Annotated in this window: 6 protein-coding genes; all 6 read left to right on the forward strand. The window is 66.0% G+C overall.

Translation table 11 applies throughout. From position 1 onward, the window contains the following. The first annotated feature begins 25 nt into the window (after nt 1-25). Nucleotides 26-2,107: an ArnT family glycosyltransferase gene (locus tag VGC18_RS02170; protein ID WP_331093753.1), complete on the forward strand. Its 2,082-nt coding sequence runs from the start codon at nt 26-28 to the stop codon at nt 2,105-2,107. A 273-nt stretch (nt 2,108-2,380) separates the two neighbouring features. Next, on the forward strand, nt 2,381-3,394 hold the full coding sequence (locus VGC18_RS02175) for a LacI family DNA-binding transcriptional regulator (protein ID WP_331093755.1): 1,014 nt from the start codon (nt 2,381-2,383) through the stop codon (nt 3,392-3,394). Nucleotides 3,395-3,461: 67 nt separating this feature from the next. Next, a complete protein-coding gene (locus tag VGC18_RS02180; protein WP_331093758.1) occupies nt 3,462-4,646 on the forward strand; it encodes an ROK family transcriptional regulator in 1,185 nt (394 codons plus the stop codon). Between the two features lie 183 nt (nt 4,647-4,829). After that, complete coding sequence (gene mmsA, locus VGC18_RS02185) at nt 4,830-6,380, forward strand: multiple monosaccharide ABC transporter ATP-binding protein (RefSeq protein ID WP_331093760.1); 1,551 nt, start codon at nt 4,830-4,832, stop codon at nt 6,378-6,380. Beyond that, a complete protein-coding gene (mmsB, locus tag VGC18_RS02190; protein WP_331093762.1) occupies nt 6,377-7,717 on the forward strand; it encodes a multiple monosaccharide ABC transporter permease in 1,341 nt (446 codons plus the stop codon). Before mmsA ends, mmsB begins: the two co-directional genes overlap by 4 nt. Nucleotides 7,718-7,794: 77 nt before the next feature. Then, nucleotides 7,795-8,892 carry a sugar-binding protein gene (locus VGC18_RS02195; RefSeq protein WP_331093764.1) on the forward strand — a complete coding sequence of 366 codons (1,098 nt, stop codon included), beginning with the start codon at nt 7,795-7,797 and terminating at the stop codon, nt 8,890-8,892. Nucleotides 8,893-8,901 lie beyond the last annotated feature (9 nt).

Genomic DNA, 8,901 nt, shown 5'->3' on the forward strand with positions numbered 1-8,901 from the left:
CTCTCGACCAGAAAGTGACCAACTCATGACCGGATCGACCGCGACCCTGCATCGGAACGAACGGCGGCACGGCCGCGGGCGCACCGTCCTGCGCCGGCTCGTCCGGGGAAGAACGGACGCCACGACCTGGGAACGCCCGGCGCTGCTGGGCCTGCTCGTCGCCACGGCGGTGCTCTACCTCTGGGATCTCGCCGCGAGCGGCTGGGCGAACTCGTTCTATTCCGCGGCGGTGCAGGCCGGCTCGGTCAACTGGGAGGCCTTCTTCTATGGGTCCTCGGATGCCGCGAACTCGATCACCGTCGACAAGCCGCCCGCGAGCCTGTGGCTCATGGCCCTGTCCGTGCGCCTGTTCGGGCTCAGCTCGTTCAGCATCCTGCTGCCCGAGGCGATCATGGGGGTCGTCACGGTCGCACTCGTCTACGCGATAGTGCGCAGGCACTTCTCCCCTGGGACGGCGCTGCTCGCCGGTGGTGCGCTCGCGATCACGCCCGTGGCCGCCCTCATGTTCAGGTTCAACAACCCCGATGCCCTGCTCGTCCTGCTCATGACCCTCTCGGTCTACTTCACCCTGCGCGGGATCGAGAGCGGGAGGATCCGCTGGCTCATGTGGGCGGGTGCGATGGTCGGGTTCGGTTTTCTCACCAAGCAGCTGCAGGCCTTCCTCATCCTCCCCGTCCTCGTCGGCGCCTACCTGTGGATGTCGCCGCGTCGGTGGGGCACACGATTCCTGCACCTGCTCGCCGCGCTCGGCACGCTCGTCCTGTCCGCGGGGTGGTGGGTCGCGGTCGTGGAACTCGTGCCGGCGAGCAAACGTCCGTACATCGGCGGCTCGCAGAACAACAGCTTTCTCGAGCTGACCTTCGGCTACAACGGGCTCGGCCGCCTGAGCGGCAACGAGACGGGAAGCGTGGGAGGCACCGGAGGGAACGCCGGAGGCAACTGGGGCTCGACCGGACTCCTCCGACTCTTCGAGGGGGAGATCGGCGGACAGATCACCTGGCTGCTGCCCGCCGCCCTCATCGTGATGATCGTCGCCTTCGTTTTGCTCTGGCACTCGCCGCGCACCGACCCGCGTCGGGCGGTGCTCGTCCTGTTCGCTGGCTGGCTGCTCGTCACGGCGCTCGCGTTCAGCTTCATGGCCGGCATCTTCCACGCTTACTACACGGTGGCGCTCGCACCGCCGCTCGCCGGCACGGTGGCGATAGGAGCGAGCCTGCTCTGGTCCCGCAGGGACGAGCTCTGGGCGCGCATCGTGGCGGCCACGACCGTCGTGCTGACGGCGATGTGGGTGTACTCGCTGCTGAGCGAGGCGGCCGACTGGCTTCCGTGGCTCAAGTGGGTGGTGCTGGTGCTCGGTCTCGCCGCGGCCGTGCTGCTGATGCTGCCGAGGCGCGGACGGGTGCTCGCGGCGGCCACCCTCGCGGTGACGCTCGTGAGCGCCCTCGTCGCACCGGCTGCGTACAGCCTCGAGACGGTCACGACCGCGCACACCGGTTCCATCGTCACCGCGGGACCGACCGTGAGCGGCTCGATGGGCGCCGGGACGGGGGGTGGGGGCTTCGGCGGCGGTGGCTTCGGCGACGGCGGCCAGCCCGGCGGCGGTGCGCAGGGCGGCACGCAGACCGGTGGCACCGCGCCCGGTGGGACAACCGGCACTGGCTCCGCCACGGGCCAGCCTCCGACCGGAACGGCTCAAGGGGGTCGCGCGGGGACGGCGGGCGAGACCGCGGGCGGAATGGGCGGGATGAGCGGGCTGCTCGGCAGCGGGACCGTGAGTTCCGCGGTGGTGGCGAAGCTCACCGCGAACGCGAGCGACTACACCTGGGTCGCCGCGGCGGTCGGGTCGAACAACGCTGCGGGGTATCAGCTGGCCAGCGGCGACCCGGTCATGGCGATCGGAGGGTTCAATGGCAGCGATCCCTCCCCGACGCTCGCCGAGTTCAAGGCCGACGTCGCCGCCGGGAAGATCCACTACTTCGTTGCCGGCGGCTCCCTCGGGCAGTCGAGCGGCGGCTCCTCCGCCTCGTCGAGCATCGCGGCCTGGGTGGAGAAGAACTTCACGGCCACCACCGTCGACGGAACCACGCTCTACGACCTGAACCCGTGATACCGGTCCCCCGACTCCCTCTCGGGGGACAAGATTCCCTCTTCGCGACCGCAGCGAACAGCCGATCTTGTCCCCTGAGCGGTGCAGACATTCCGGACTGGGGATGCAGGGGGATAAACATTCCTGAATCGACATTTATCGGGGTCGCGGCGGGGAGGGCGCTCTCTCGGAAAGCGATGTCGGCCTCGCCGAGGTGGGTGCGCAATAATGGTGGCGTTGTACGAGAGCGTGCCCGTACACATCTCGCCAACGAAGTGCGGTAGTCAGAAGCCTATGGAACCAGTGAAGGTTCGCGCCCCCAGCATCCGGGATGTCGCGCGGCTTGCGGGAGTCTCCTACCAGACGGTCTCGAGGGCGCTCAACAACTCCGAGAACATCAAGGAGAGCACCAAGGAACGGGTGCTCGAGGTGATCGAGCAGCTTGGGTACCGGCCCAACCAGGCGGCCCGGGTGCTCGTGACGAGCCGGTCCCGCACCATCGGCGTGCTCACGTCCCAGGTGGCCCACTACGGGCCGTCGACCAGCCTGCAGGCGATCGAGGAGGCGGCCCGCGAGGCCGGATATCTCATCACGACGATGAGCCTCGCGACGAGCGACTACGAGTCGATCACCGACCGGCTCGAGCGCCTCATGAGCCAGTCAATAGAGGGGCTCGTGGTGATCGCCCCGCAGGTCCGCGTGTTCGACGCGATCAGGGAGCTGGACATCCGGGTGCCCCTGGTGACCCTCGACTCCACCGGGCGGAAGGATGCCCGCACCCTCTCCGTCGACCAGCTCGCCGGCGCGCGGATGGCCACCAGGCACCTCATCGACCTCGGCCACCGGGACATCGTCCACCTCGCCGGCCCGCAGGACTGGATCGAGGCCGAGGCGCGGATGACCGGATTCCTGGACGAGATGATCGAGGCCGACCTCACCGTCCGGGCGCCGATCCTCGGCGACTGGACGGTGGACTTCGGATACGAGGTGGGCCGCGAGCTCACCCGCTTCCGGGACTTCACGGCGGTCTTCGCGGCGAACGACCTGATGGCGCTCGGGCTCATCCACGCCTTCAGGGACGCCGGCCTGGACGTGCCGCGGGATGTCAGCGTCGTCGGCTTCGACGACATCCCCGAGGCGGCCCACTACTGGCCGCCGCTCACCACCGTGCGGCAGGACTTCGCCGAGATCGGCAGGCGTTCGGTCGCGATGGTGCTCGGGGAACTGGCAGGGGAACTCGATCGGCGTTACGACCAGATCTCGCCGGAGCTGATCGTCCGCAAGTCGACGGCGCCGCCGGTCCGCTGACCATCGTTTTCGGCGACATTGCGTTAACTTCTTGACGACAAGGCGTGGATGAGGCAGCCTCTGTGTCATGTCAGCGCCGTCGCTTCCCTCCCGGGGAGACCTGCGCAATCCCGGCTCGCAGAGCGCGTTGCGCGGCCTCAACCAGCAGCGCATCGTCGACGCGCTGCTGGGGAGCGGCCCGCTCACGCAGGCAGAGCTCTCCCGCAGCACGGGACTCTCCACCGCCACGGTCTCCAACATCGTCAAGACGATGGCCGCCGCCGGTGCGATCGAGACCGAGCCGACGACGAGCTCCGGCCGCAGGGCGCTGCTCGTGCGGCTGTCCGGCAACGGCGCCGTGGCGGTGGGCATCGATTTCGGCAGGCGGCACGTCCGGATCGTGCTCGCGACGCTCGGTTACCACGTGCTGGCCGAGGAGTTCCTCGAGCTCCAGATCGGGCACAGCGCGACCGAGAGCATCGACCTGGCCTCGGCGGCACTCGGCCGGCTGCTCACGACGAACGGGGTGGTGCCCTCGTCGGTGCTCGGAGTGGGAGTGGGCATCCCCGGCCCGATCGACCGCAAGTCGGGTGCCGTCGTCCAGGGTGCCATCCTTCCCGAGTGGGTGGGAATCCGCCTCGAACGCCTGGAGGAGCGCCTGCATTTCCCCGTCGTCTTCGACAACGACGCCAATCTGGGGGCGCTCGCCGAGGTGACCTGGGGTCCGCACTCTCCCGTCGACAACCTCGTTTTCCTCAAGATCGGCAGTGGCATCGGCGCGGGCCTCATCCTGGGCGGCAGGCTCTTCTACGGCAGCCTCGGGGTGACCGGGGAGATCGGCCACGAGACGGTCATCGATCAGGGGGAGCTGTGCCACTGCGGGAATCGCGGATGCCTGGAGACCGTCGCATCCGTCTCCGTCATGATCGAGCGCCTCAGCCGGGGAAGCGTCCCGGTGCGCACCATGGACATCGTCTCCCGGGCGCTCGCGGGGGACCCGGCGACGCTCGGGGTGCTGGATGAGGCGGGCCTCGCCGTCGGAGGGGTGCTCGCGAGCGTGGCCAACCTGATCAATCCGGAGGTCATCGTCATCGGCGGCCCGCTCGCCGGTCTCGGTGACATCATGCTCGCCCCGATCACCCGCGGGCTCCTGGCGCATACCATCCCGAGCATCGGCGGGACGACGTCGTTGGTGATGTCGTCGCTCGGCGAACGCGCGGAGGCGCTCGGTGCGGCGGCCCTCGTCCTCCAGCGTTCCGGCGCCCGAAAATAACAGCCGTCGTTACCCAGTTGTTGTGTTCACAACTTGACGACAACACCCAAAACAGGGTTTAGTCTGTTAGCGGGTAATTTCCCCACCCCTTTACGAGACAAGGTAGTCCGGCGTTGATAGCAGATGCGCTCGTCGCAAGTGTGAACGTACACAATCCGCTCTTCCGCAGTGCGGAGGTTGATCATGGCGAGTGAGCCGATCATCCTCGAAATGCGATCCATCACCAAAGAGTTCCCCGGTGTGAAGGCACTGGACAACGTCTCGTTGACCGTGCGTGCCGGAGAGATCCACTCCATCTGCGGCGAGAACGGCGCGGGCAAGTCGACGCTCATGAATGTGCTCTCCGGGGTCTATCCCTACGGTACCTACCGCGGCGACATCATCTACCAGGGCACCGAGTCGCGGTTCAGGGACATCGGATCGAGCGAGGCCGCCGGCATCGTCATCATCCACCAGGAACTGGCGCTCATCCCCGAGCTGTCGATCACCGAGAACATCTTCCTCGGCAACGAGCCGGGTCGTGGCGGCGTCATCAACTGGGTCGAAGCGAAGCAGCGGGCGATCGACCTGCTCGCCCGTGTCGGCCTCGAGGACGACCCGGACACCCAGATCAAGAACCTCGGCGTTGGCAAGCAGCAGCTGGTGGAGATCGCCAAGGCCCTCAACAAGTCGGTCAAGCTGCTCATCCTCGACGAGCCGACGGCGGCGCTCAACGAGGCGGACTCGCAGCATCTGCTCGACCTGATCCGCGGGCTCAAGAGCCGCGGCATCTCGTCGATCATGATCTCGCACAAGCTCAACGAGATCGAGCAGATCTCCGACTCGATCACGATCATCCGCGACGGCAAGACGATCGAGACCATCGACGTCAAGGCCGACGGGGTGAACGAAGACCGCATCATCCGCGGCATGGTCGGTCGCGTCCTCGAGAACCGCTTCCCGGACCGGACCCCGCACATCGGGGAGGTCTTCTTCGAGGTCAAGGACTGGACCGTTCAGCATCCGCTCGCCGCGGAGCGCCTCGTGGTCAAGAACTCGAGCTTCACCGTGCGTCGTGGCGAGGTTGTCGGATTCGCCGGCCTCATGGGCGCCGGCCGCACGGAGCTGGCGATGAGCATCTTCGGGCGCTCCTACGGCACCTTCATCTCCGGCCAGATCTTCAAGGACGGCAAGGAGATCCAGATCAAGAACGTCTCGGAGGCGATCGACGCCGGAATCGCGTACGTCAGCGAGGACCGCAAGGCGCTCGGCCTCAACCTCCTCGACGACATCAAGCGATCGATCGTCTCGGCGAAGCTGTCGAAGATCGCCAGCGGCGAGGTGGTGAGCGTCGTCAAGGAGCACCGCGCGGCAGAGGAATACCGCAAGAGCCTGCGGATCAAGACGCCGACGGTCGACGAGGGTGTGAACAAGCTCTCCGGAGGCAACCAGCAGAAGGTCGTCCTGGCGAAGTGGATGTTCACCGATCCCGATCTGCTCATCCTCGACGAACCCACTCGCGGCATCGATGTCGGTGCCAAGACCGAGATCTACGCGATCATCCGCGATCTCGCCGCACAGGGAAAGGGGATCATCATGATCTCCTCCGAGCTGCCGGAGCTTCTCGGCGTCTCCGATCGGATCTACACGATCTTCGAGGGCGCCATCACGAACGACATTCCCATTGAACGGGCCGATCCCGAAACTCTGATGAAGAGTATGACCTCTGCGAAGAAGAAAGTTACCCAGCCATGAGCGCTACACCTGAAGCCCCGACGAAGAAGTCCGGAGGCATCCGGGATCTCGGCAAGATGTTCGGAAGCGGGCAGTCGAGCGGACGCCAGGTCGGCATCCTCGGTGCCCTCGTCGTCATCATCATCCTGTTCCAGATCCTGACCGGTGGGCTCACCCTCGACCCGGTCAACCTGATCAACCTGGTCAACCAGAACGTCTATGTCCTGATCCTGGCCATCGGTATGGTCATGGTGATCATCGCCGGCCACATCGACCTCTCGGTCGGTTCCGTTGCGGCGTTCGTCGGGATCATCGTCGCGACCTCGATGAACAGCTGGCACTTCCCCTGGCCGATCGCAATCCTCCTCGGTCTTGTCATCGGTGCGGCCATCGGTGCCTGGCAGGGGTTCTGGGTCGCCTACGTCGGCGTTCCCGCCTTCGTCGTCACGCTGGCGGGCATGCTCATCTTCCGTGGTGGCAACCAGTTCATCGGCAACTCGGCCACCGTTCCGGTGCCGGACGCCTACACCTGGATCGGCGGCGGCTTCATCCCCGACTTCGGCCCGGACTTCGGCTACAGCAACGGGACGCTCATTCTCGGACTGCTCGCGGCGCTCGCGCTGATCTGGCAGGAGGTGCGGGCACGCCGCACGCAGACCCTCATGGGTGCGGAGAAGGCACCGCTGTGGGTCAGCGTGGTCAAGCTGGTCATCGTCGAGGCCGTCGTGATCTACGCGACCTACCTGTTCGCGACCGGCCGTCCAGGAACGAGCTTCCCCGACTCCGGCATCATCCTCGGTGCGCTCATCCTCATCTATGCCTTCGTCACCAAGTCGACGACCTTCGGTCGCCACGTCTACGCCGTGGGTGGCAACTGGCGCGCGGCCGAGCTGTCCGGTGTGAAGATCAAGCGGATCAACTTCTTCGTCATGATGAACATGTCGATCCTCGCTTCCGTCGCCGGCATGATCTCGGTGGCCCGCTCCGTCGCATCCGGCCCCGGTGACGGTGTCGGCTGGGAGCTGGACGCCATCGCCGCCGTCTTCATCGGTGGTGCCGCAGTCGCCGGTGGTATCGGAACGATCGGCGGAACCATCATCGGTGGTCTTGTCATCGCCATCCTCAACAACGGCCTCCAGCTCCTCGGCGTCGGCGTCGACCGCGTGCAGATCATCAAGGGTCTCGTGCTCCTCGTCGCCGTCGGCGTGGATGTCTACAGCCGGAAGCAGGGACGTCCATCGCTCATAGGCCGCTTCAGCAGGAACAGGGATGTCTCTGCTCCGATCGACCGCCCGAGCGTCTCGCCCACCGACAGCGTGGAGGAGACCTCACGCTCACAGTCCACTACGCCGAACTGATCAATCCGGCGTAGTCCCTGGGGACGTCACGCCCCCAGTTTTTCCACTGCACCAACCTCACAAAGAAAGTGAAGAAAATGCGCAAATTTGCAATCACGACCGTGGCAATCGCCGGGGTCGCGCTGATGGCCCTTTCGGGCTGTTCCAGCCGTGGCAGCTCGACGAGCGGATCCGGCGACGCAGCCGGATTCAAGTCGGGTTCCGTCATCGGCGTCGCCCTCCCCGACAAGACGTCGGAGAACTGGGTCCTGGCCGGCAAGCTGTTCACCGACGGCCTCACGAGCGCCGGCTACAAGCCCGACGTCCAGTACGCAGCCGCGACGAACACCGTCGCCGACCAGCAGAACCAGATCGCCTCCATGGTCACCAAGGGCGCGAAGGTCATCATCATCGGCGCCAAGGACGGCGGCCAGCTGAGCTCGCAGGTCCAGCAGGCGCACGATGCCGGTGCCGTCGTCATCGCGTACGACCGCCTCATCCTGAACACGAAGAACGTCGACTACTACGTCGCATACGACAACGAGAAGGTCGGCGAGCTCCAGGGCCAGGCCCTCCTCGACGGCATGAAGGCGAAGTACCCGGACGCGAAGACCTACAACATCGAGCTGTTCTCCGGTTCCTCGGACGACGCGAACGCCCCGGTGTTCTTCAAGGGCGCGATGAAGATCCTGCAGCCGAAGATCGACGACGGAACGCTGAAGGTCCTGTCCGGACAGACCGACATCAAGCAGACGGCGACCGCCGGCTGGTTGGCGCAGAACGCACAGAGCCGCATGGACACGCTCCTCGCCGGTAACTACGCGAACGCCGAGATCAACGGTGTGCTCTCCCCGAACGACACCCTCGCCCGCGCCATCATCACCTCGGTGAAGGCGGCAGGAAAGCCCATCCCGATCGTCACCGGTCAGGACTCCGAGGTCGAGTCGGTCAAGTCGATCATGGCCGGCGAGCAGTACTCCACCATCAACAAGGACACCACGAAGCTCGTGGCCCAGTCCATCGACATGGTGAAGGCGCTCGCCAAGGGCTCCAAGCCCGCGACGAACTCGACGGACTACAACAACGGCGTCAAGGTGGTTCCGACCTACCTGCTGCCGCCGCAGCTGGTCACCAAGGCCAACGCTGCCGAGTCCTACAAGAACGACGCGACTCTCGAGCCGCTCACCCAGCAGTAGCAGCACGCA

This window comes from Lacisediminihabitans sp. (assembly GCF_036404185.1).
Lineage (GTDB): Bacteria > Actinomycetota > Actinomycetes > Actinomycetales > Microbacteriaceae > Lacisediminihabitans.